The sequence below is a fragment of the Alteromonas sp. D210916BOD_24 genome (genome assembly GCF_047159385.1).
Lineage (GTDB): Bacteria > Pseudomonadota > Gammaproteobacteria > Enterobacterales > Alteromonadaceae > Alteromonas.
Genome location: NZ_AP038333.1, coordinates 4139309 through 4162444 on the forward strand (window position 1 = coordinate 4139309; position 23136 = coordinate 4162444).

At 43.2% G+C, this 23136-nt stretch carries 18 protein-coding genes and 1 tRNA gene; 16 read left to right on the plus strand and 3 right to left on the minus strand.

Features of this window, described 5'->3' with window-relative positions; translation table 11 throughout:
* Window positions 1-29 precede the first annotated feature (29 nt).
* The 11 genes from ACMCM8_RS17965 (at window position 30) to ACMCM8_RS18015 (ending at window position 11814) form a co-directional block, all read left to right on the plus strand.
* Window positions 30-105: transfer RNA gene (locus tag ACMCM8_RS17965), tRNA-Phe, on the plus strand.
* A gap of 1069 nt (window positions 106-1174) precedes the next feature.
* On the plus strand, window positions 1175-1846 hold the full coding sequence (locus tag ACMCM8_RS17970; RefSeq protein ID WP_412727780.1) for a methyl-accepting chemotaxis protein: 672 nt from the start codon (window positions 1175-1177) through the stop codon (window positions 1844-1846).
* A gap of 57 nt (window positions 1847-1903) precedes the next feature.
* Window positions 1904-2269: a response regulator gene (locus ACMCM8_RS17975; protein WP_412724154.1), complete on the plus strand. Its 366-nt coding sequence runs from the start codon at window positions 1904-1906 to the stop codon at window positions 2267-2269.
* A 36-nt stretch (window positions 2270-2305) separates the two neighbouring features.
* Window positions 2306-4297: a chemotaxis protein CheA gene (locus ACMCM8_RS17980; protein ID WP_412724156.1), complete on the plus strand. Its 1992-nt coding sequence runs from the start codon at window positions 2306-2308 to the stop codon at window positions 4295-4297.
* Window positions 4294-4800 (plus strand): chemotaxis protein CheW, encoded by a 507-nt coding sequence (locus ACMCM8_RS17985; protein WP_412724158.1) that lies wholly within the window; start codon window positions 4294-4296, stop codon window positions 4798-4800. The genes ACMCM8_RS17980 and ACMCM8_RS17985 overlap by 4 nt, the downstream gene beginning before the upstream one ends.
* Window positions 4801-4845: 45 nt before the next feature.
* The gene (locus ACMCM8_RS17990) at window positions 4846-7740 is read left to right on the plus strand and encodes a methyl-accepting chemotaxis protein (protein WP_412724160.1); all 2895 of its coding nucleotides are present in this window, start codon (window positions 4846-4848) and stop codon (window positions 7738-7740) included.
* Between the two features lie 3 nt (window positions 7741-7743).
* Complete coding sequence (locus ACMCM8_RS17995) at window positions 7744-8574, plus strand: CheR family methyltransferase (RefSeq protein WP_412724162.1); 831 nt, start codon at window positions 7744-7746, stop codon at window positions 8572-8574.
* 14 nt (window positions 8575-8588) lie between these two features.
* On the plus strand, window positions 8589-9230 hold the full coding sequence (gene cheD / locus ACMCM8_RS18000; RefSeq protein WP_412724164.1) for a chemoreceptor glutamine deamidase CheD: 642 nt from the start codon (window positions 8589-8591) through the stop codon (window positions 9228-9230).
* Between the two features lie 221 nt (window positions 9231-9451).
* Window positions 9452-10066 (plus strand): chemoreceptor glutamine deamidase CheD, encoded by a 615-nt coding sequence (cheD, locus tag ACMCM8_RS18005; protein ID WP_412724166.1) that lies wholly within the window; start codon window positions 9452-9454, stop codon window positions 10064-10066.
* Window positions 10067-10068: 2 nt separating this feature from the next.
* Window positions 10069-11115, plus strand: a complete 1047-nt coding sequence (locus tag ACMCM8_RS18010) for a protein-glutamate methylesterase/protein-glutamine glutaminase (RefSeq protein WP_412724168.1) — start codon at window positions 10069-10071, stop codon at window positions 11113-11115.
* A 438-nt stretch (window positions 11116-11553) separates the two neighbouring features.
* The gene (locus ACMCM8_RS18015) at window positions 11554-11814 is read left to right on the plus strand and encodes a hypothetical protein (RefSeq protein ID WP_412724170.1); all 261 of its coding nucleotides are present in this window, start codon (window positions 11554-11556) and stop codon (window positions 11812-11814) included.
* 114 nt (window positions 11815-11928) lie between these two features.
* Here ACMCM8_RS18015 and ACMCM8_RS18020 read toward each other — a convergent pair whose 3' ends face one another.
* Both ACMCM8_RS18020 and ACMCM8_RS18025 read right to left on the minus strand, forming a co-directional pair.
* A complete protein-coding gene (locus ACMCM8_RS18020) occupies window positions 11929-12612 on the minus strand; it encodes a haloacid dehalogenase type II (RefSeq protein ID WP_412724172.1) in 684 nt (227 codons plus the stop codon).
* A 150-nt stretch (window positions 12613-12762) separates the two neighbouring features.
* Window positions 12763-15021, minus strand: a complete 2259-nt coding sequence (locus ACMCM8_RS18025; RefSeq protein WP_412724174.1) for a TonB-dependent receptor — start codon at window positions 15019-15021, stop codon at window positions 12763-12765.
* A gap of 303 nt (window positions 15022-15324) precedes the next feature.
* Here ACMCM8_RS18025 and ACMCM8_RS18030 point away from each other — a divergent pair, with 303 nt between their 5' ends.
* The 3 genes from ACMCM8_RS18030 to ACMCM8_RS18040 all read left to right on the plus strand — a co-directional run bounded on the left by ACMCM8_RS18030 (window position 15325) and on the right by ACMCM8_RS18040 (window position 19291).
* A complete protein-coding gene (locus tag ACMCM8_RS18030) occupies window positions 15325-16347 on the plus strand; it encodes a LacI family DNA-binding transcriptional regulator (RefSeq protein WP_412724176.1) in 1023 nt (340 codons plus the stop codon).
* A 173-nt stretch (window positions 16348-16520) separates the two neighbouring features.
* Window positions 16521-17759, plus strand: coding sequence for an MFS transporter (locus ACMCM8_RS18035; protein ID WP_412724178.1), 1239 nt, complete (start codon window positions 16521-16523; stop codon window positions 17757-17759).
* Between the two features lie 2 nt (window positions 17760-17761).
* Entirely contained in the window at window positions 17762-19291 is a 1530-nt protein-coding gene (locus ACMCM8_RS18040) for a trehalase family glycosidase (protein ID WP_412724180.1), read from the plus strand.
* A gap of 19 nt (window positions 19292-19310) precedes the next feature.
* Here ACMCM8_RS18040 and ACMCM8_RS18045 read toward each other — a convergent pair whose 3' ends face one another.
* On the minus strand, window positions 19311-20933 hold the full coding sequence (locus tag ACMCM8_RS18045; RefSeq protein ID WP_412724182.1) for an RNA polymerase sigma factor: 1623 nt from the start codon (window positions 20931-20933) through the stop codon (window positions 19311-19313).
* 224 nt (window positions 20934-21157) lie between these two features.
* Here ACMCM8_RS18045 and ACMCM8_RS18050 point away from each other — a divergent pair, with 224 nt between their 5' ends.
* Together ACMCM8_RS18050 and ACMCM8_RS18055 are read left to right on the plus strand one after the other, a co-directional pair.
* Window positions 21158-21751, plus strand: coding sequence for a CIA30 family protein (locus ACMCM8_RS18050; RefSeq protein ID WP_412724184.1), 594 nt, complete (start codon window positions 21158-21160; stop codon window positions 21749-21751).
* Between the two features lie 72 nt (window positions 21752-21823).
* Window positions 21824-23131: an acyltransferase family protein gene (locus tag ACMCM8_RS18055; protein WP_412724186.1), complete on the plus strand. Its 1308-nt coding sequence runs from the start codon at window positions 21824-21826 to the stop codon at window positions 23129-23131.
* The last annotated feature ends 5 nt before the right edge of the window (window positions 23132-23136 follow it).

Consider the following 23136-nt stretch of genomic DNA (forward strand, 5'->3'; position numbering starts at 1 on the left):
ACTAAACGCCTAGAACGCTAACCAGTTTCGCCCAGATAGCTCAGTTGGTAGAGCAGCGGATTGAAAATCCGCGTGTCGGTGGTTCGATCCCGCCTCTGGGCACCATTCTTAAAAGCCTCGCATTAGCGGGGCTTTTTTGATCCTGAAGTATTAAAAGCACCGACCGTGTCGGTGCCAGTGCCTGGCGCGGTACAATCCCGTCTGGGCACCACTCTTAAAAGCCTCGCATTAGCGGGGCTTTTTGATCTTGAAGTATTAAAAGCACCGACCGTGTCGGTACCAGCGCCTGGCGCGTTACAATTTTGTATATTGACAGCGCTCGTAAGACCTTTGTCTTAAGGCGAAACGTTCTTAATTAAGTTATTTTCCTACTTTTTTACAATTCAGTTTATCTTTTTGCCACCTCTTTAAATGATATACCGATTTTTTTGAATAAAAACCTAATTGTATGCTTGGCTGATTTTGAAAATGAGTACTACCCTTATTTGAGAGAACATTTTTTCCCCAACATCGAAAAATACATCACTATTCGATAAAAAAGGTTTTTCTATTACCATACAAATTGGTTAGGATGTTTGTTACATTTTTTAACTTATTGATTTGTATAGTCATTGACGGGCAAGCTAGCAAGGAGTGTTTTTTGTCATCTACTAATTTTTCTGCAAATAACAATTTGCAAAGTATATTCAACAGCGTTCTTTCTGTTAGCTGTATCGGGGTTCTAGCATCTTGGCTGCTATTTTTCTTTATCTCAGGTATTACAGCTCTGATTGTGTTGAGTCTTGTCGCATTAGGCTCAATCGTTTTTTTTAAAATTCGATTTTCACAATCTAATCAGGTCAACCCTCAACAAAGTCACTCGATAGCAGCGGATAATAAGTATTCTCCCAGTACTAGCAACGGTGACATTTCTAAAGCTAGTGATAGCTTATCAGCGTCATTGAGTACATGTTCACACAACTTAACCGCAATAAAGTCTACCCAAGATGATGCTGTAGTGACGCTGTCTAACGCGTTTAATAGTTTAAAAGCGCTTGTTGCGCAGCAGGAAGAATGTATAGAAGCATTGTTGTGTGTCGACGAAGCTCACACACTGTCTTATTCAGATAGAATGCGTTCATTTGCCAAAGAAACTGATGGCACGTTGACGGAATTCATAGATTCTACTGAACAAATGTCGTCGTCTACACAACAGTTAATGGATCAAGTAGAAACCATACAACAAGCAATGCCCACTGTGATAGACGCGTTAAGTGGTATTGATGACATTGCAGCGCAGACCAACCTTCTAGCGCTTAATGCGGCTATAGAAGCTGCTCGTGCAGGAGAGGCTGGGCGTGGCTTTGCTGTAGTTGCAGACGAGGTGAGAGCGTTATCTACTCGTTCTACCCAATTTAGTGATGTAATTAAAAAGCAAGTTGAGAATATCCGAAACTTAGTCGATAAACTTACAGACACAGCAAAATTTGTCGCATCTCAAGACATCTCTCAAGTCGTTAACGCTAAGTCTCATATCAGTGAACAGCTATCTGAAATCATCGTAAAAGCGGAAGCTGACCAAGTGACTACTAAACAAATTGAGGATATAGGTCAGAAATTAGATAGCTCAATAAATAATGCGATTAGGGGTATGCAGTTTGGGGATATAAACGGGCAACACATTGATTATACGCAAGATATAATGAAATTTGTCATAGAAAGGCTTGATTCATTAACGCCTGAAAATATAGATGGTTTTGTTGCCGATTTGAATGAGTACGGCAAAGCGTTAGCGGACAAAGGTAAAAATGACCACGATCCTGTATCAGCGACTTCTATGAAAGCTGGGGATGTTGAGTTGTTCTAAGTCATAGAATGGAATTAATTGTAAAGTTTTATACAGTTTTGTAGGAGAAGTAAGCTTATGAGCAAACATATATTAGTGGTAGACGATTCAGTCTCTATCCGCCAAATGGTTGAAATGACACTTAAAGGCGCAGGCTATTCAGTCACTACTGCAGAAGACGGTCAGCAAGCGTTGGACAAATGTAAAAGCCAGAAATTTGATTTTGTATTAACTGACCAAAACATGCCTCGCATGGATGGATTGACGTTAGTGAAAAGTTTAAGAGGGTTAGCTAATTACACTCGTACTCCTATTGTAATGCTAACTACTGAAGCAGGTGGTGATATGAAAGAAAAAGGGAAAGCAGCTGGTGCCACAGGATGGATGGTTAAGCCTTTTGACCCCAACAAACTCCTCGACGTAACCAAGCGTGTATTGGGATAACACACCTTTTATTCCATTCATTAGCAAGGATTCTGCATGAGCATCGACATTGAGCAATTCCATAGTGTGTTTTTCGACGAGAGCGACGAGCATCTTGATGATATGGAACAATTGTTGATGAGACTAGACGTAGATTCCCCCGACTCTGAAGAGCTCAATAGCATATTTCGCGCTGCGCATTCGATAAAAGGGGGAAGCGGGATATTTGGTTTCGATGCGTTGATGAACCTCACGCACGTAATGGAAAATTTGCTTGATAAAGCGCGCAATCACGAAGTTGCAGTGACTACTGAAATAGTCAACATCTTGTTAGAAACTTTAGATGTACTAAAAGCTACCCTCGATGCATATCGCCACCAGACAGAAGTGCCTGAAGATGATATTGCCAAGCGAGTAGCTATTTTAAATGCTGCGATAACGGAGCAAACTCAAGCAGAAGAAGCTGGTGAAGCAGAAAGTGATACATTTATAGTTAATACTGATTCCGAAGACGACGGGTTCGGTTTTTTCGATGATGAACCAGACATGCCTGAAGCCGCCAGTGTGGCACCAGCGCAGGAAGAAGCTTTTGGCTTTTTTGATGATGAACCAGCCATTGAGGAAAATTCTAAAGACGACGCTTTCGGCTTCTTTGATGATGCCTTCGCCGATACTTCAAGCAAACCCGAACAAGAAGAAGCTTTTGGCTTTTTTGATGAAACAGTACTTCCTAATTCGTCAACTGAATCTCGAACAACCACTGCAAGCCAAGATATAAAGAATAAAGCATCTATTTCGTCAACCCCGGCGCCAACTGTTGCCAAGGCAAAAACTACTACCTCTACTAGAAAATTCACTAGTAGAGAGACAGGCTCTATTCGTGTCGATACAACCAAAATTGATTCTATGGTGAATTTAGTCGGTGAACTGGTTATCACACAATCTATGTTATCCATGATTGGCCAGGAAGTGGATGGACAAATTGGAGAGCGGTTGCAACTTGCTATTGATGAATTACAGCGCAATACCAGAGAAATTCAGGAATCGGTAATGTCGATGCGTATGTTACCGCTAACGGCAACGTTTAACCGGTTTCCACGCCTGGTGAGAGATTTAGCGAGCAAACTCGATAAGCAAGTTGAGCTTGTTTTACAAGGCGGAAATACCGAAATCGACAAGAGTCTGATAGAGAAAATAGTAGACCCGCTCACTCATTTAGTTAGGAACAGTGTGGATCACGGCATAGAGACTTCTGAAACGCGATTAGCGGCGGGTAAACCTGAAAAGGGAACAGTAATTCTCAGCGCAGAACAAAAAGGCGGAAGTATACTTATCAGTATTGTTGACGATGGTGGCGGTTTGCATCGTGAAAAAATTCTTGCCAAAGCGCGTTCGAATGGCTTGTCGGTTTCTGACGATATGTCTGATGCAGATGTATGGCAATTAATTTTCCAACCTGGTTTTTCTACTGCAGAAGCAATTACCGATGTGTCAGGTAGAGGCGTTGGAATGGATGTAGTGCGCCGCAACATTGAATCTATCGGGGGAAGAATTGATATAGAAAGTAATACAGGGGAAGGTTCGGCTTTTTATATTCATTTGCCGTTAACATTAGCTATTGTAGACGGTATGTGTGTATCAGTCGGGTCGCAAATATTTGTCATTCCACTTTTGAATATTATCGAGTCTTTCCAACCCACCCACCAACAATTGAAGACGCTAGGAAACGATACTGTGCTGTATATACGCGATCAGTATTGGCCCCTAGTCCCCCTATACGATTTCATGGAGGTAGAGGGCGCAGCAAAGTCTCCTACTGAAGGTATTGTGGTGTTATTGGAAAGCAGTAAAAAGCGTTTTGGCATTTTGGTAGACGCACTTGTTGGGCAACAACAGGTCGTTATCAAAAGCCTAGAAGAACATTATAGGAAGGTAGCGGGCATTGCGGGAGCCACCATAATGGGTGATGGCAAAGTGGCCCTTATTATTGATGCAGATTCCATCGCTACTACCTACACCTCAAGTCAATTAGAGGAGTTGCTTTCATGAGTGAAACAGCCCTGCATCAAGCGGTTACTGGAGGCGAGGACAATGAATATCTTAGCTTTATCCTCGGCGATGAACACTATGCATTAGATATAACCACGGTCAAAGAAATTCGTGGTTATGAACCGGTTACTAAAATTGCGAATGCCCCAGCATTTATAAAAGGGGTGATCAACTTGCGCGGCGACATCGTGCCAATTGTCGATTTGCGTATTAAATTTAACGTGGGTGAAGCCACTTACAACGAATTCACTATTGTCATTATGCTCAATATTCAACAGCGAATTGTTGGCATTGTTGTCGATGGTGTTTCAGATGTGATTCGCTTGTCTGATGAGCAAGTCATGCCCCCACCCGAATTTGGTGTGGCATTTGATAGTCGGTATCTACATGGTTTGGCAGATGTAGATGAAAACATGGTAATTTTGGTGAATATTGAGAGTTTAATCACTAGTGATGAGCTTGGTTTGGTTGCCCCCGAGGGTGCTACAGACGAAGCAGAGTAATTGTTTTTTAGTGAATGTCTCATTTGGGTTAGGGAAATAATGGTTATGGGCGTATTAAATTTTTTCAATAGTGATGAGTTGAAAACGGCAAAACACGAAGCTTTGCTTAAATCGAAAATATTGAAAGCGAGTGATGCGAATATTTTGGTCATCGATGATGCTGGGATTGTTACGTTTCACACACCGTCGTTTTTAAACTTAGCAAAAGTATATCGCAATGATTTTCGAGTTTCAGAACACGACACGTCATTAGTTGGAAAACGTATAAATGATATCCTGCCCAAACACAATGATCTCGCACATATCCTCACCAAGGTGACACATGGCGCTAAACACAGTATTTCATTCTCTGAAAGTACGTTCAATGTTACATCATCTTCGTTATCAGATGAGCACGGCGATACGTTGCTTTATGTGACGGAGTGGAAAGATATCACCGAACAAAAACGCTACAAAGGTATGTCGGATGCCATCATGCGTAGTCAAGCAGTTATTTCTTTTACGACAGAAGGTAAGATACTTTCGGCTAATGAAAACTTTTTAACTGCAATGGGATACTTGGAAGAAGAAGTAATAGGTGAGCACCACCGTATATTTGTTGAATCTGACTATGCAAAAAGTGATGAATATAAAGAGTTTTGGCAGAAACTAAAATCTGGTGATGTGCATAGTGGAGAGTTTCGCCGTATCGATAAGCAGGGAAAAGATATTTGGATCCAAGCTACTTACAATCCCGTTTTTGATGATAAAGGTAACGTTGAATATGTCATTAAATTTGCAACTGATATTACTGAGCAAAAGCGCAAAAATGCGGATTATGAGGGGCAAATTGCAGCTATAAATAAATCGCAGGCCGTTATTGAGTTCGACCTTGAAGGGATTATTTTAGATGCTAACGATAACTTTCTTGCTGCAATGGGCTATAGCTTAAAGGAAATAAAAGGGCAACATCATAGTATGTTTGTAGAGCAGAGCTACAAACTCAGCTCGGAATACTCGTCTTTTTGGCAAGCTTTACGTTCTGGTGAGCATAGTGAAGGTGAATATAAGCGCATCGCCAAGGGCGGTAAAGAAATATGGATAAGGGCGTCTTATAACCCTGTTCTCGATGAGAGTGGTAAACCATTTAAAGTTGTAAAATTTGCGACAGATGTTACGCAAGATAAGTTGCGTAATGCATATTTTGAAGGGCAAATTAATGCGATTGGGAAATCACAAGCCGTTATTGAATTTGATGTGGATGGAAACATCATTGATGCCAATGAAAACTTCCTAAACACAGTGGGTTACCGCCTAGATGAAATTAAGGGTAAGCATCACCAAATATTCGTAGATAATGAAACACGTCACTCTGATGAATATAAACACTTTTGGTCTGACTTAAAAGCAGGCAAATTTTCTACCGGTGAGTTCAAACGTATAAGTAAAGACGGAAAATCAGTTTGGATTCAAGCGTCATATAACCCCATTGAAGATATGAATGGCAAGCCTTTCCGTGTTGTTAAATATGCGACCAATATCACTGACGATAAGCTGAAAAATGCTTACTTTGAGGGTCAGTTAACGGCTATTGGTAAATCTCAAGCTGTTATAGAATTTGATATGGAAGGTAATATTCTCAATGCCAATAGTAATTTCCTGGCAGCTACGGGTTATACTTTGGATGAAATTAAAGGGAAGCACCATTCGATATTTGTCGATCCAGCATACAAAAATAGTGCAGATTACATAACGTTTTGGGAGCAGTTGCGTAAAGGCGTGTATGCAACCGGTGAATTTAAACGATTCAGTAAAACGGGTGAACCTGTATATATTCAAGCATCATACAACCCTATTTTAGATCAAGAAGGTAAACCGTTTAGAGTTGTCAAATACGCAACAGATGTGACAGGAAGAACACTTGCAGTAGAAAGTATAAAGAATATTATGGCAAGCCTTACCGATGGCGATTTACTGCAGACTATTGATGAGCCTTTAGATGGCGATTTCAAAGTGTTAGGTGAATCAATTAATCAATTTATTGATGAACTTAGAGCCACAATAATCAAAATTCACACTGCAGTTGAGACTATTGATACTGCTTCAAATGAAATAGCTTCAGGTAATGCCGACTTATCTAGTCGGACAGAGCAACAGGCTTCGAGTTTAGAAGAAACGGCTTCAGCCATGGAAGAGCTAACGGGCACGGTAAAACTCAATGCTGAAAACGCTGAACAAGCTAAAGGGCTTGCAAGTCAGGCCTCTGAAGTTGCCTCTGAAGGTGGTAAAGTGATTGAGCAGGTTGTACATACAATGGGCGAAATTAACGATTCAGCCCAGCGTATATCTGACATTATTGGTGTGATTGATGGGATCGCTTTCCAAACGAATATTCTTGCTCTTAACGCGGCAGTAGAAGCTGCCAGAGCGGGTGAGCAAGGACGTGGTTTTGCAGTAGTAGCGTCAGAAGTACGTACGCTAGCACAACGCTCTGCAGAAGCGGCCAAAGACATTAAAGCGTTAATTTCTGCGTCGGTAGATAAAATTGGCGATGGCAACGTGCTAGCCAACAAGTCTGGTGAAACAATGGCGAATATTGTAACAGCGATAAAGCGCGTCAATGACATTATGTCTGAGATCGCTGCTGCGTCAACAGAGCAGGCAACAGGTATACAAGAAGTCAGCAATGCAGTCGTGCAAATGGATGAAATGACTCAGCAAAACGCGGCGTTAGTAGAAGAAGCTGCTGCCGCTGCCGATAGCATGAGGCAGCAGTCGGGTGAGTTAGCGCAGCGTGTAGCTGTATTCAAGGTAGGTAACGAAAACAAGTCCGCTCCTGCAACTGTTCCCCAACCAGTTGGCAAAGCGAATAAGGTGACGACAGAAAAAGCAATGTCAAAGCCTCATGTAAAAGCCCTAAGCCCGGCTGTTCCGGATGACGCAGAATGGGAGGCATTTTAGTGTATGCCTGCTCCACTGAACGCAGCTGCACAAAGGGAATTTACCTATAGACGAGATGACTTCGTTCGCGTTAAAGAAATGTTATTTAGCAAAGCGGGAATTAGTCTTTCAGATTCGAAGGATGCATTAGTGTATAGCCGTCTTAGCAGACGGCTTCGCACACTAAAAATGGATAGTTTTACACAGTATTTAGACTATGTCGTAAAGAGTGATAATGAGCTTGAACACTTTATTAATGCATTAACAACTAATCTCACCGCCTTTCTTAGAGAATCCCATCATTTTGATGCATTGAGTCAATACTTAAAAAATAACCCTAATTGTAAGCGTATTTGGTGTGCAGCGAGTAGTACTGGTGAAGAGCCTTACAGTATTGCCATGACCGTTGCTGCCACATTAGGCACTTTTAATACTGACATTAGTATAATTGCAACAGATATAGACAGTAATGTACTTCAAACTGCCCAAAACGGTATCTATCCCATTGAATTAACAAAGCAACTGCCTCATAGCTATAAAACACAATTCTTGTACCGTGGAAAAGGTTCTCACAAGGGTAAAGTTAAGGTTGTTGATGAATTGAAAAAAATGGTTCGTTTTGAACCGTTAAACCTTACCTCAGACCATTGGGGGGTTAGTGGGCCTTTGGATGTCATTTTTTGTCGTAATGTAATGATATATTTCGATAAAAATACACAGAAAAACATTCTTCAGCGTATGGTGAAAATGTTAAAGCCCAATGGTATGTATGTAGCAGGGCATTCAGAAAATTTTTCGATGTATCCTGAGCTTGTTACACCTATGGGGAAAACTATTTACAGACCGGCTAAGTAAATGGAAATCACTATTTGAAACACGATGGAAAACCTATTTGCTATTTTGATAATCGCCTCAAGGTTGATGCGATAAAATTGTTACCGGGACAGTTTTACGTTACTGGCTCTAACAAAGTGTTAGTGACAATATTGGGCTCCTGCGTGGCGGCATGTATTTTGGATGTTGAAAAGCAAATAGGTGGAATGAACCATTTTATGTTGCCCGACACTACGATTTCAAATGATGCCAACATGGATACTCATACTAAATACGGGATTTCCGCAATGGACACCCTTATTGAAGAACTAGTCAATGCAGGTGCGCGTAGAGACAAGTTAGTAGCAAAAGTTTTCGGAGGGGGGCAGGTTTTACCCAGTTTTGTTCAACAAGATATAGGCAGGGTAAATGCTGAATTTGTGTTGGAATATCTTAAATGTGTAAATATTTCTTTGGTAAGTAGTGACCTTATGTCTAACTACGCACGCAAAATTTACTTTTTCCCCAGTAGTGGAAGTGTGTATATGAAAAGAATTCGAGACTTTCATAATGCCACTCTTCATGAGAGAGAAACTACACATAGAGTGTTACTGACTGAACAAGCTAAAAATCATCTCATGCAGACACCACAGTCAGAATTTACATCAAACTCAACGCAATATCCGCTAGAGCCCTGAGTGATATAGATAAGCCCTTCTTCTATGTGCTTTTTTTAGTTAATCATTTCACTTCGAGAGTATAAAGCATCGAGTCTCTATGAGCTTTAGCCAAATGTAGTTGTGAAAATCACATATATTAGCTGAATGTTTTTATTAGTTAATTCTATAACGTGCGATATGTGTACTAATCTTGTGGTATGGGAAGGCTAATTTGTGCGGTTAATTAGATAGGAGTTTATGTGGGATCTAATCATTTTGAAGAGCCTATCAATTATTATGACCGGCGATTCAAAAAGGACGCGATAAAGATATTACCAGGCCAATACTGTGTGACATCTCAAGATAAAATACTGGTTACAGTGTTAGGCTCTTGTGTAGCCGCTTGTATGTTTGACCCGAAGTTAGGTATAGGCGGCATGAATCATTTTATGCTGCCTGATGCCAGAGAAGTTTTGACAGAAGATAATTCAGATTTTATGGCGACTAAATATGGCGTCCACGCGATGGAGATGCTTATCAATGATTTAGTCAAAGCTGGGGCTGATAAAAAGCGAATAAAAGCTAAAGTGTTCGGTGGTGGGAAAGTCGTTCCATCAATCGTTCAACAGAATATTGGTGAAATTAATGCGAAATTCGTTATGGAGTTCTTGGATACTGAAAATATTCCGACGCTGGCAAGTGATTTGTGCAATTCATATGCGCGAAAAATATATTTTTTCCCGTTAACTGGTGATGTACTGATGAAGCGAATTCACAAACTGAATAATGCCACCATTATAGAGCGAGAAAGTATACATCGGCGGGAACTTTCTGAACGCTCAATTAGTGGTAGCGTAGATTTGTTTGAGGAATAGAAATGACAATTAAAGTTTTGGTGGTTGATGATTCCGCACTTATAAGACACATTTTAAGTGAAATCATAAAAAGCGAGCCCGATATGCAAATAGTGGGTGCTGCGCCAGATGCTTTTGTCGCGAAAAAACTGGTATTAGAGACATCACCTGACGTGATAACCCTTGATATCGAAATGCCTAAAGTCGATGGTCTAAGGTTTTTAGAAGTAATGATGAACGCCAAGCCGACGCCCGTGGTAATGATTTCTACATTAACGGAAAAAGGAGCTGACGCCACGCTTCGCTCTTTGGAACTTGGTGCCATTGACTTTGTGGCTAAGCCTAAAATAGGCGTGGCTGAAGGAATGGCTGCATATCATCAGCTTATTGCAGAAAAGATTCGCACTGCCGCCCAATCTAAAGTGAAAAGAACTAAACCTGCAATTCGACCATCTGTTAATGCAGTGAATTATACAGGTACCGAAAAAATTATTGCGATTGGTGCTTCAACAGGTGGTACAGAAGCCATAAAGGAAGTACTAAGTACATTTCCTGCTAATGCACCTGCTACAGTGATCACGCAGCATATGCCGACAGGTTTTACATCAACATATGCAAAGCGTTTAGACGCCTTATGCCAAATGCAAGTGAAAGAAGCGAAGGGCGGAGAACGTTTATTACCTGGGCAGGCATATTTAGCACCCGGAGATAAACATTTGGAGATAGAGCGAAGTGGTGCCGATTACCGCATACGCCTGAGTGACGGTGCCAGAGTGTCAGGGCATAAACCTTCAGTTGACGTGATGTTCAATTCCATTTGCAAAAGTGCAGGCAGTAATGCGTTGGGCGTGCTTTTAACTGGTATGGGTAAGGATGGCGCCAATGGTTTGCTGGAGATGTTTAAGGCGGGAAGTGAAACCTTTTGTCAAAACGAAGCAAGCTGCATTGTATATGGCATGCCAAAGGTCGCCATTGAAAAAGGGGCGGCGAAGCAAGTGGTATCTCTGGAAGGTATGGGAAAAGCAATTATGCAAGCGGTTGAAAAAATGTCTGCAGGAAGCCGTCTGTAATAATCTTTTAGTAAGCAATTACTTACCATAAAAGTCTTGCTGTTTATTTGTAATTGGTGAAGGACGTGCCATATTTACTCTTGTGACCCATTGTTAACGATGCTTTAATAGCGTCGCTTAGCAAGGGGTACTGTTGCTACATAAAGCTGTTGATGTAGCCGATACTATGGATAGGCCAGTTGTTAAGTGCGTAAGAAATATAAGAAACGATACGAAATAGTCACCGCTGAAATCGACGATGTTTAAATAATAATATTTATAACAATAACTTATTTTTGATCTTCGCTAACTAAAAGACGGTAATTCATTACTGCGTATAGTTTGTGACACGTAAAGTCATTAAGTGGGTTGCTATATTTCGTAACAGATCTCAGGCGTATTAATGCCATTTCTGACGGTATGAATTTAATTCGAAATTAACAAGTAGTTGGGAACACTATGAAACAGCAAACACTTATCACCCTTTCAGCTTTATTCTTTTCTTCAGCCGTTTTAGCTAACGGTGATTTTGAACCCAGTAAAAAAGTATGCGTTAACGTAGGTAAAGAGATTACCCGAGTAAGCACAGAGATGGATGCGGCAAAATCTGGTATACAAAAAACGTGGTTGAAACGCCAACTGAGAGCGCTGAAGCAAAAAAACAATACTTGTAGTGTGAAAGGATTTGAAAATAGCAGCGCCGAGTTAGCGAAAATCTAACATCTACTTAATAGCCTTAGTTAAAGCCTTACGCTTGCACATCGATATATAGCGTAAGGTTTTGTGTCCCTCGACCAACATATCTCCTGTCCTTAATCAGATAAAACCCGTGTATTAGCCGTAGCTAGGCATGACAAGGGTATCAAGCTCGGTCATAGTTTTCACAGCGTGATCGGGAGACAGTCCGAGGGGGTACATCATTTTGCCAGGCCGTTCTACAAAAATGGTTTTCATTCCCGTCGCTTTGGCACCACTGACATCCCAGCCATGGGCTGCAACCATAATGGCGTCTTCGTTTTTTACATTTGCTTGCCTGCAAGCCCAGTGATAAACCTGAGGGTGAGGTTTATAGATCCCCAGGGTTTCAACACTCAGTATTTGATGAAAATAGTGTTTGATATTGGCAAATTCAAGCTGAGCGTGTAGCCCTTTTTCTGATGAATTAGATAATGCTACGAGCTTAATTCCCTTGCTGTGAAGTGCCGTTAATGTGGGAGCAACATCGGCGTGCGCAGGAAGTGCCGTAATATGTTTTTTTATTGTTGCTTTCGCAGTATCGCCGTCTAGTACTATGCCTCGGCTATGCGCGACCATGATCAAGGTTGCAGCGCCTATATCAATAAAATCGTGAAATTGTGAAGAGGCGATTTCAACCAAGCTGTGATGGAGCAACTGGGTAAACCACAATTCTACTATGCTTTCGTCGTTGCCGAGTACAGTACTAAGGCCTGGTTTCATCGCGTTAATATCTAACAAGGTTTCATTTATATCGAAAAAAATAGCCTGCGGTGTTTTCATGGTATCGCTCTTTTTGACAGGAGTGATATTAATGTAAGTGCAAAAAGGAGTTGGCGGGAGATAATTTCGACCAATACGATGATTGTTGCTACGAAAAAATAAAAAAGCCAACGCAAGGGCGTTGGCTTTTTACATCACACTGTCACACGTTTAAAAGAACATATATGACACACTGAGTTTCATGCTACGAGGCATAATGTAGCGTCCATTAGGCGAGTCTGGATTACGTGGATCGCCTTCTGTAATGCCTTGTTCATCGGTTAGGTTGTCTACCGAGAACTGAAGGCGCAATTGTTCAGTCGGCTCTAGCGTTACACCAACGTCGACTTTCTCATAGCCTTCAAGAACAACCGTATTTTCGTTATCGCCAAAGCGGTCATCAACCGCTGATAGGGTGCCGTACACAGAAGCGTACATATCACCAATATCGAAACCATAGCTTGGCGTTACGCGCACCTGCCAACCTGGCTGACGCTGTGCTTCATTACCTTCGTTGGTTGCACTTGCGGTAATTTCTGTTTCTTGAAGTGTGGCATTAACACTTAGTGAGAAGCCTGATTCATGGCTATAACGACCATCTAGCTCAACACCGTATGCTTCATTTGTGAGAATTTCAGCTGGCGCGCCAGGTAGGCGTACAAAGGTGTCACCTTTAACTTCATTAGCAAACGCAGTGGCAAAGAACTGAATTTCATCATTCATGAACTTATAACCGACTTCGCCTTGCGTAACTTGTTTTATCAGGTCGTTACCTCCTGTGTAAGCGCCCCAATTATCGCGGAAATCATCGAAATAAGGCATTTTATAGCCACGGTTCATACGCAAGAACACACCACTCGTATCGTTTAAGGCGTAGTTTGCACCCACTGTCCACGAGGTTTTGGTTTCGTCATACTCAAGCGCTTTAGTAATTTGTCCGTCCAGACCTTCATCGACAGAGTAGGTTACTTCGTGATTTTCACGGCGTAAGCCTACATCAATACTAAGATCAGCCGTTGCGTACCAGGTACCAGTTGCATATAGGGCAAGGGTACTTGCGTCACCTACTGAATTAATGTCGTAATTCCAACCGCACCCTTCTGCACTGTCATTACACGCAATACCGCTTAATGCTTCACCACCTGGTACTAGCACGTGGTAAGCATGGTTGCCCAAGCTCCACCAATCTTCTGCTTTGGTAGTCGCGCTGTATAGACCAAATGAGGCATCAATGCTTTCCCAGCTTTTCGATACAGCTAAGTCGTTGGTAAAGGATTCAATGTCTTTAAGCACTACCCAACGACCAATTTGTTGAATGGGCGTATCACCTGAATAAACGTTACCTGTTACGGCGCCTACAGCGCTTTCACCGTTATCGGCCACATCTGCAACGGTCATTGCTGAGCCGTTAGGTACTAGGCCATAGGTATTCGCTTTGCCTTTAGTCAGGTTAAAGCGATCGATAAGGAACCAGTCATTAGGTAAGTCTATTTTCAGACTACCGCCACTCACATGACCATCCCAACCGCGTCCATCGCCAAAATCGAACGACTCAGTGATGTTGTCGGCACCATAAGTAATGCTTGCCTGACGGTTAAGTGGACCAATTTGCGTATAGTTCGCGTCAATACCCGCTACATTAAGTGGCGTCGGAAGATACCAAGTACCGTGATCATCAGTTTGACGGGTATAAAGGTTCAATTCGCCCTTTTCAAACACTTTCGTTAAGTTAATCGTAAATTGATTACCTTCTTCTGATCTAAAGCCAGCATCGCGAATACCGTTAGAGCTTTTAACGTACCCACCAATCATATAGTAGAAGTCGTCTGCTAAGGCACCACTAGCCACAACATCAACGCGGTTCAGACCATAATCAGATACGGTGTATTTTGCGAGCGCTTCTGTCGACTCGCCGCCGCGCTTTAAGCGGAAGTTAGTCGTTAGACCGGGTTGGCCGTTGCTGACAACTGGGTTAGGACCGCCGCGCAGGCCTTCCACCATTTGAATAGTTTCATCTATACGGAAAAGCTGAGAGTTCTCTAAAAACGACAACGTAGGGGCGGGATAAATAGGTGAACCGTCTAAAGCAATCGTCAGAAACGGCGCATCACCACCACCAGGGAAACCGCGAACAAAAACGTTGGCACCTGATTCACCACCCGAGCTTTCTACCCATACACCGGGTATGGCTTTGAATAGATCAGCGGTCGATTTTGGAGCAAGCTTTTCAATATCACTCGCATCGATATTGGTGACTGCGAAACTTGCGTCAATTTTCCTGATCCCTGCGCCACCTGGCGTACCGCTTACTACAATGATTTCGGTATTGTCATTGGCTGGTTGCTTTGATTCTTCTTGTGCAATGGTGGGCTGCGTTAGTGCTACCGCTACTGCACTCGCCAGCATTCCTTTTGTAAACAACGTTTTCATGGTGTGTGCTCCCGAAAAAGTTTTATGTGCGTTGTTAACTGAATGCGTCAAACACGTTTAAAAAATGTTATACGCATCACGATTGCAAAACAAAATAGATCTGTTTGCAAACGATTGCAAGGATAAAATGCAATCGTTTGCAAATTTATTGTTGAATATTGTTAACATGGTTTTACGCATGGCGAATGTAAGGTATATTGGATTTAGGGCCCCTTGCGGCACGTTATATGGCGCAAATAGAGTAATGGCGAGTGTGGCTGGTTAGCGTCGAGAAGATAATAACAACCTTAGAGAACGTACAACTTGGCTTCTGATACAAAACTGACACTGGCAAAATTAGCTGAATTAGCTGGTGTATCTACTTCTACTGCGTCGCGCGCACTGAAAGACAATCCGCTTATCAAACAAGAAACGCGCAATAAGATCCAAGCACTCGCGAAAACACATAATTTTAGTATTAATGCGGCAGCCAGTCGTTTGCGAACCCAAAAGACGCATGTTATTGCTGTCATTCTGAATCTTATTGATAACACTGAACAAAGCACTACCGATCCCTTCTTATTGAAACTGGTCGGTGAGTTAAATCAGGCGCTAAACGCCAAGGGTTATGAATTATTGTTATCTAACTCATTTATGGCCAGTGACAACTGGGCAAATTATTTTATCCGCAGTCAGCGAGCCGACGGTATATTAGTTATTGGTCAGGGAAAGTCGACTAAGAAGATAGATTTAGCGGCACAAAGCGGCGTACCTATTGTTGTGTGGGGCGACGCTAAGACACAGGCGCCTTACCCAATTGTGGGGGGGAATAACTTTGAAGGGGGCTACAGTGCGGCCAAGCACTTAATAAGCCATGGGGCCAAGCGTGTACTGTTTTTAGGTGACTCAGAACACGCCGAAATGCAAGAGCGTCACCGTGGCTACCTCAAAGCTCACGACGAAGCTGGCATTGTGGTTGATCCTGCCTGCACCTGCGCCATCGACATCACGTCGAAAGCGGCGTATCAATATATCAACGACCGAATAAAGGCCAATGGGCTAGATTTTGACGGGATTGTCTGTGTCAGTGATATGGTGGCTTTAGGAGCCCTTAAAGCACTAAAAGAGCGTTATGTCGGTATTCCCAGTGACGTTGGAATAGTGGGGTATGACGATATTTCGCTGGCTGAGTTAATGCATCCTTCGCTTACGACTATTCGCCAAAACACCCAGCAAGCGGCAGCGCTAATGGTTGAGCAACTGCTTAATCAACTGGAAAATAAACCTACACAAAGCCAGGTTGTTGAAACATCACTGGTAATACGGCGCTCTACCAAGCACGACTAGTTCGATTATGGACGGCTATACCTTGTTAAGAGCTATAGCCGAGGTTTAGCCTAGCCAGTCAAACGATATTAGTCGGGGAGATTCGGTTAGTAGAGAACTAAAATGCAAACGTTTGCATTTTGGTTTTCTTCCGACTACACTCCAGCCTAATTAAATTAACAGAGTGTTTACACATGTCGCGATTAATGGTCATTGCAGCAATTGCAATTAGTTACTATGTCTTTGCCATACTGCTTAACAGCGTGGGCACGGTTATTTTGCAGTCCATTAATAGCTTTGACATCAGTAAACCACAGGCCAGCACGTTAGAAGGTTTTAAAGACCTGTCCATCGCTATTGTGTCATTTTTGGTGGCCAGTTTTATACCGCGAGTGGGATATAAACTCGCCATGTTAATGGGGTTAGCGCTTGTTGCCGTTGCGTGTGCCCTAACACCTTCCGTTGCCAGCTTTTGGTTTATTAAAGTGTTGTTCGCCTGCATCGGAACGGCTTTTGCCTTGGTGAAAGTGTCGGTGTACGCCATTATTGGGCAACTGTCGTCGTCTACCAAAGGGCACTCGTCACTGATGAACACCATTGAAGGCATTTTTATGTTGGGGGTGCTATCGGGCTATTGGGTATTTGCATGGTTTATCGACCCCACCAATGATGCGTCGCTATCATGGTTAAATGTGTACTATTTATTGGCCGTGCTAGTGGCAGTTACCTTTATTATCGTCATGCTGGCACCAATCAAACCAGTGCCAAAAGATCAATCACTAAGTATCACCGATGAATTTATTGGTATGCTAAAACTTGCCTACAAGCCACTGGTATTGGTGTTTATCTTTTCTATTTTCCTCTATGTGCTGATTGAACAGGGAATAGGCTCGTGGCTTCCCACCTTTAATAAAGAAGTATTGGGTTTGCCTACTCATGTAAGTATTCAAATTACCAGCATATTTGCTATATCGCTGGCAGTGGGTCGGTTAACCGCAGGGGCAGTGCTTACGCGTATGAGCTGGTATCCGTTTCTCAATATATGTTTAGCGGGCATGGCAGTGGTAATGCTACTCAGTTTACCTTTGGCAGAGAATGTATCGGCGTTAACCGTAGAAAGCTGGGTTGATGCACCGTTAGCTGCATTTTTAATCCCACTAATTGGTTTAATGATGGCGCCTATTTACCCCGTGATCAATTCAGTCATGTTAAGTGCCCTGCCACAGGCTCAGCATGCACCTATGACGGGACTTATCGTAGTATTTTCTGCCCTTGGCGGAACCACAGGCTCTATTGTGACGGGCTTTGTATTTGACGCAGTGGGTGGACAAAAGGCATTTTATTTATCCCTCGTACCCATTGGGTTATTGGTGGTGACGCTCTTTTTCTTTAAAAAAGCATCGTCTGTTATGACCAATGAAGGTGTGCGTTAGTGATGAATACTTCTAAGTATACCTGGCAAGACAGTTTGACTTTTTTCGCTAGCGACCTCTTTAAGCAGGTTCAGTTGGCTGGCGTGTTTCCCGACAGTAAAACCTTTGCAGATGCCATTATCAAGGGCGATCTTAAAACGGTACTAAGCGATTACAAGCAAGCGCAAGATAAGGCAAAACAACAAGGCCAACAGGTTGACCTAGAGGCTTTTGTCAATACTCACTTTGAGCTGCCAAGCTCTGATAATGCCATCTCAAATGATCATTTTAACAGCGTGAAAGATTACATTGAGCATATGTGGGATGTACTTACCCGTAATCCTGACACACAACACAAAGACAGCTTGATTGCGTTGAGTAGACCCTACATTGTTCCCGGTGGCCGTTTTCGTGAAATTTACTACTGGGATAGCTATTTTACGGCGTTGGGGTTAATTGACGCTGGGCGCGCTGACATGGCGGTCAATATGCTTGAGAACTTCGTTGATATCTTAAATGAAGTAGGGTGTATCCCCAATGGCAATAGAGCGTACTACTATTCACGTAGCCAGCCCCCTATATTGGCATTGTTCTATCGATTGCTAGCGGACCACTTGTCTGAAGATCAACAAGACTATGTCATAGAAGGGTTAAAAAAAGAATACCAGTTCTGGATGCAAGAGGGTGATACCGGCAGTGAACAAGACAAGCAAGAGCCTATACGCGTAGTACGCCTACCCTGTGGCGCATTGCTCAATCGCTACTTTGATACCGAGGCTAGTCCGCGACCTGAATCATACCGTGAAGATATTGAAACCGCCGAGCAAATAGGCGCCGATAAAGCGGCGTTTTATCAGCACGTGCGCGCAGCATGTGAATCCGGATGGGACTTTAGTTCTCGTTGGCTTAAAGACCCACAAAAGTTGTCGAGTATTCGCACCACCGAGATCCTACCTGTGGATCTTAATGCGCTGTTGGTGACGCTTGAACAGACCCTGGCTGAAGTTTCACAATGCGAAGAAAAATCTCGTTTTCAACACGCAGCAGCACAGCGACAACAGGCAATTGATAAGTACTTATTTAACACTCAAAAAGGGGGGTATTTTGATTTTCATTTCCCTACTTTGCAACAAACCGACATAGTGTCAGCCGCCATGAGCGTGCCTTTGTATGTTGGGATAGCCAGTCAAACACAGGCCGAGATAGTTAAACAGACATTGCTTGCTTCGCTACTCAAAGAAGGGGGCATTGTGACGACTACCCAGACGACCGCACAACAGTGGGACGCTCCTAATGGATGGGCACCATTGCAATTATTTGCGGTTGATGGTCTTCGCCGTTATGGCTTTGGCAAAGACGCCACCACTATCATGCAACGATTTTGCAAAACCATAGAAGACAACTTTGCGGCTCAGGGTGTGTTGCTCGAGAAATACAATGTTTGCCAGACTAATGTGAAAGCCGGTGGCGGTGAATACGATGTACAGCTTGGTTTTGGATGGACCAACGGCGTATATACCCGCTTTCAGACCTATTTACAGTCACAGGTATAATGCTTTATCAAAAACGCTGCTAATGCTGCGTTTTTGATAATTTCATTCTTTTACGCACCGTGTGTGAATGCCACGCAGCGGGTACTATAACCAACACAGCGATAGTGGCGAGTAACCATTTATAGTGCGCGTCGAAAAATGACAACTGGACAATAGTAGCGGCGGTTTCATTGTTGACATGTTGAGCATACGCTACCGGTCCTATCGCGGCGTTTTTAGCAATAGAGAAGCCTTGACTGAAGGCGCTCTCCCAACCTAATGATGACAGTGAAGCATACGCTTTGTAGGCAACGGCAGACGCCCCAAAACCGATTAAACCAATAGCCACTGTACCCAGACTCAGTAATCCAAATCCCACCGCGCCTACGGTAACCACACCAATAGATACAATGCCTACGCTGATAGGCGCTACGGCAAAACCGCCCCACGCAAACAGCAGTCCGTAAGCATAACTTCCCCCTGCTATCCAGCCATAGGCTGCTTTGTCTGCTTTTTCAGGCATGCCAAATTGAAAGTGAAAAAGCGGAACACCAAATAACCGCCAGGTACTGATGTATTCTCGTTGTTTAGCATCAGGTCGAGCAGCGTCGTCTTTAAACGCTTGAGGGTTAAACAAGCGCTCTTGCACCCTCAGGGTTTTCATTGCTTTTACCATTTGACTGACAAGTCGAATGTAGACCAACACAAATGCAGCCACCAGCAACTGCGACAACAGGGTATAAATCAGTGTGTAATTTTCGCTGGCTACCGCAAACTGACGAAGCCCTATCAAGCCAATGACATAGAACAGTGCCCAGGCTATAAATACAGAAACCACCTTAATTACCAGTTTGCGTTCGTTGGCGGTGCGGGTTTGAGCAAGCCCTGCCTGTAGACCCAGAAAGGTACTGATAAGGCCAGAAAATGTGGCCAATAGTGTTAGTAGGGCTGAGTAGGTAAAAAAGGACCCTGCTTTGGCGACACCGGCACCATACGCGGCTGCTTTTGCCGGTGGTGCAACGCTACTAATGGCCGTAAGCACTGCCGCGGTGAACGCCACTCCGGGTTTGCTGCGAGTGAGCGATTCTTCCACAAATGTCGACATAGCCGCCTTGAGTAATTTGCGACCGCGAGATAAACGCTGCTTAGCGGTATCGGGTGACAAATCAAGTTCTGCCGCTACTCGCTCGATAGATTGTTGTTCGCGATAAAAAAGAATAAGCGGCTCTCGATAGGTTGCTTCCATACCTTCTAGCACTTGCCACATCAATTTCTCTTGCTGTTGTTTGATAGCTTGTTCATCCATTTCATCAGCACTGGATGAATCAAGTGTACTGTCTGCCAGTGACGGATCGTTATCCGAGAGGTGCTGATGTGTTTTACGACGATGGTGACTGACTTTAAAACGCAAAATACCGCATAACCAAGCCTTTAGTTTTTGGGGATCGCGTAGTGTATCCAATTGAGTCCATGCATCGATAAATGCGTCCTGGGCAATATCTTCGCTTTGCTTGATGTCACCTACCGACGAGTAAGCTAATGAACAAAGTAAATTTTGGTAACGCGTGACAATCTCGCAAAAGGCATCGCGGTTGCCTCCGAGGGAATGCATTACCAGGGTGGCGTCGTCTGCACCTTCTAATATAAGTCGTTTTCTAAACATGCTTTTCATCATTTTGTAGACGTTTACACAATAAGTGCCATCAACGCGCCAAAAGGTGACAAACTTTTTTAAGTTTCCCTGTTTTTAAAAAAATATCAATTTTCTTGTCACCTTTTTTGTCGTGCCTACCACTTATTGAGAGTAACACGCAGTCATCAATGCAGTGTCGCATGGTTCGATGCTGTACTTGTGTGATGAATCTATCTTTTTAAGGAGACGACCAAATGAAACCACAATCTAAGTGCTTGAAACAGATTTTCACCGCATCAATTATGAGTTTATGTTTAGCATTACCGCAGGCATACGCCGGTGAGCATATAGTCATTGACGATTTTAGCCATTCAAATACCACAGTAGCCGGGTTTGAACGACAGTATATGAACGACACGCTGGCCGGTGGCAGTACTGTGACAGAACAAGTCATTACTGAAGGGGTATTACAAGTAACCGGCGATATTGTGCCACCCAGAGGGCAGCCGGGTTGGGCAAGTTCAGTTATTCCTTTAAGTCCAATGGGCGTGCCATTTGATGCCAGCGCCTATGAGGGAATTAAACTTAAAGTGCGCGTTAATCAGGGCAATCTGACTATTTCGGCAAACAGCACTGATATTACCAATTTCGATTATCACGCAGCGCCAGTGATTGTCTCTACAGACGGTAAATTTCACGAAGTGAAAGTGCCGTTTACCGATATGAAGCGAGCCTGGTCTGAACAAACTGCGCTGAATACACATACCATCAATAGCTTAAGCATAGTGGCCTACAGCTTACAAAAAGCCCGTTTTAAATTCGAGCTGGACGAAGTGAGCTTTTACTAACCACTTTGCCTTTTAACAACGCTAGCTTAAAGAACGTCGCGTTAGGTTAAACGCGACTAGGGGAGACATGTGATGACTGACCGCACTGGCCGACGGCTTGATTATCTTGATGCCGTAAGAAGTTTTGCATTATTACTGGGTATTATTTTTCACGCCAGTTTATCGTTTATGCCTATCTTCATTGGCTGGGCGGTGATGGATATTAATACCAGTGAAGTGGTGTCGATATTTGTGTTAATAAGTCACTCGTTTCGCATGCCTTTGTTCTTTTTGATAGCAGGCTTTTTTACCTGTATGAGCCTGTCTCGAAAGCCAGCTCAAGACTTTGTTCAGTCGAGGCTGATCAGAATAGCCATCCCCTTCTGTGTACTCTGGTTTGTACTTCGTCCTCTTTTAGTTTCAGGGTGGATATTAGGGGCGCAGAGCATGCAGGGCGACGTGGATATTCTTGCGTCGTTACAGCAGGGATTCGCAACCTTAGGTAACCTGCCAAGTGGACTTTGGGTGGGTACGCATTTGTGGTTTTTGTACTATTTGTTGCTGATCACGTTCTCAGTGCTTGTAGTGCGTTATGCTGTGACGAGGTGGACTTGGTTACACAATGCATTAATAACAGTAGGTGATAAAGCAGTAATGGCGCTATGCGGTTTAGTGTCTACAGGTGATAAACACACCCTTTCAACTGTTAAAACGGCACTTGCGCGGTTGCGCAGTGGAACCAAACCCGTGCTCAGTTGGGCGATAGTAATTTTGTTTACCGTTGCAAGTTTGTGGTTTATGCAGTCTTGGGGAGTTGATACACCGGATAAAAGTCTAGTCCCCAATATACCTGTTTTTATCCTTTATGGTGGTTGCTTTCTGGTGGGATTTGCCTTGTTTCGCATCCCTCAGGCTATAGAAGCTTTCGGCCAACTCAATACAGTTAGGCTGGTGGTATGTGTAGCGGCAGTTATTGGAGCCATTGTGTTGTCACCCTATGAAATGCAAAAGGGGCACGCCTACTATATATGGCTTAAGTTAGGGTATACCGTGTCTTATGCCATAATGATGTGGATGTTAATTGGGTTGACCATTGGGGGATGTAAGAAGCTCTTTTCTAACCCTAGTAGCGTTGTGCGCTATATTGCTGATGCCTCTTATTGGCTTTACCTTATCCACCTACCTATTGTGGTGTGGTTGCAAATTGCGTTTGCTGAGTTGCCATTACACTGGGCCATTAAGTGGATTAGTGTGAGTGGGTTAACCGTGATAATTGGCTTAATTAGCTATCATTGTCTGGTAAGACACAGCCTGATCGGCTTTATCCTGAATGGTAAAAAAGTGCCAAAGGGCACTAAAGGCGAGCAGGTAATACCGACGGCTTTATCGGCAAAAGACTAAAATGC

Coding starts and splice junctions, on each gene's coding strand:
- ACMCM8_RS17995 (WP_412724162.1), top strand. CDS start 7,744: ATGCCTGCTCCACTGAACGCAGCTGCACAAAGGGAATTTACCTATAGA.
- ACMCM8_RS18040 (WP_412724180.1), top strand. CDS start 17,762: ATGAATACTTCTAAGTATACCTGGCAAGACAGTTTGACTTTTTTCGCT.
- ACMCM8_RS18020 (WP_412724172.1), bottom strand. CDS start 12,612: ATGAAAACACCGCAGGCTATTTTTTTCGATATAAATGAAACCTTGTTA.
- ACMCM8_RS18015 (WP_412724170.1), top strand. CDS start 11,554: ATGAAACAGCAAACACTTATCACCCTTTCAGCTTTATTCTTTTCTTCA.
- ACMCM8_RS18010 (WP_412724168.1), top strand. CDS start 10,069: ATGACAATTAAAGTTTTGGTGGTTGATGATTCCGCACTTATAAGACAC.
- ACMCM8_RS18045 (WP_412724182.1), bottom strand. CDS start 20,933: ATGTTTAGAAAACGACTTATATTAGAAGGTGCAGACGACGCCACCCTG.
- ACMCM8_RS18035 (WP_412724178.1), top strand. CDS start 16,521: ATGTCGCGATTAATGGTCATTGCAGCAATTGCAATTAGTTACTATGTC.
- ACMCM8_RS17985 (WP_412724158.1), top strand. CDS start 4,294: ATGAGTGAAACAGCCCTGCATCAAGCGGTTACTGGAGGCGAGGACAAT.
- ACMCM8_RS18055 (WP_412724186.1), top strand. CDS start 21,824: ATGACTGACCGCACTGGCCGACGGCTTGATTATCTTGATGCCGTAAGA.
- ACMCM8_RS18025 (WP_412724174.1), bottom strand. CDS start 15,021: ATGAAAACGTTGTTTACAAAAGGAATGCTGGCGAGTGCAGTAGCGGTA.
- ACMCM8_RS17975 (WP_412724154.1), top strand. CDS start 1,904: ATGAGCAAACATATATTAGTGGTAGACGATTCAGTCTCTATCCGCCAA.
- ACMCM8_RS17980 (WP_412724156.1), top strand. CDS start 2,306: ATGAGCATCGACATTGAGCAATTCCATAGTGTGTTTTTCGACGAGAGC.
- ACMCM8_RS17990 (WP_412724160.1), top strand. CDS start 4,846: ATGGGCGTATTAAATTTTTTCAATAGTGATGAGTTGAAAACGGCAAAA.
- ACMCM8_RS17970 (WP_412727780.1), top strand. CDS start 1,175: ATGTCGTCGTCTACACAACAGTTAATGGATCAAGTAGAAACCATACAA.
- ACMCM8_RS18050 (WP_412724184.1), top strand. CDS start 21,158: ATGAAACCACAATCTAAGTGCTTGAAACAGATTTTCACCGCATCAATT.